This is a genomic window from Photobacterium sp. R1, assembly GCF_054600795.1.
The window spans coordinates 1-267 of record NZ_BAAHZP010000600.1; the positions used below are offsets into that span (position 1 = coordinate 1).

General features: G+C 56.9%; 1 protein-coding gene. It reads right to left on the reverse strand.

Features of this window, described 5'->3' with window-relative positions; genetic code table 11:
* Positions 1-267, reverse strand: a 267-nt coding sequence (locus ACYP03_RS26450; protein ID WP_459782733.1) for a nicotinate-nucleotide diphosphorylase, incomplete at both ends; no start/stop codon positions are given.

Here is a 267-nt window from a genome sequence, read left to right on the forward strand (position 1 = left end):
TCAGATAGGCATCAAATACACCGATGCGATGATTATAGCCACCGCCACAAGCCACGGCATATTTCAGCGCATTACGCAGGCCAGGTATAGTCTTGCGGGTATCGAGCAAACGGGTTGAGGTGCCATCCAGCAGGTCGGCGTAACGGGCCACCTGGGTGGCGCAGCCGGATAAGGTCTGGATGAAATTCATTGCATTGCGCTCGCCGGTCAGCAGAATGCGCGACGGACCATGCAGCACGCACAGCACCTGATTGGGCTCAACCGGAT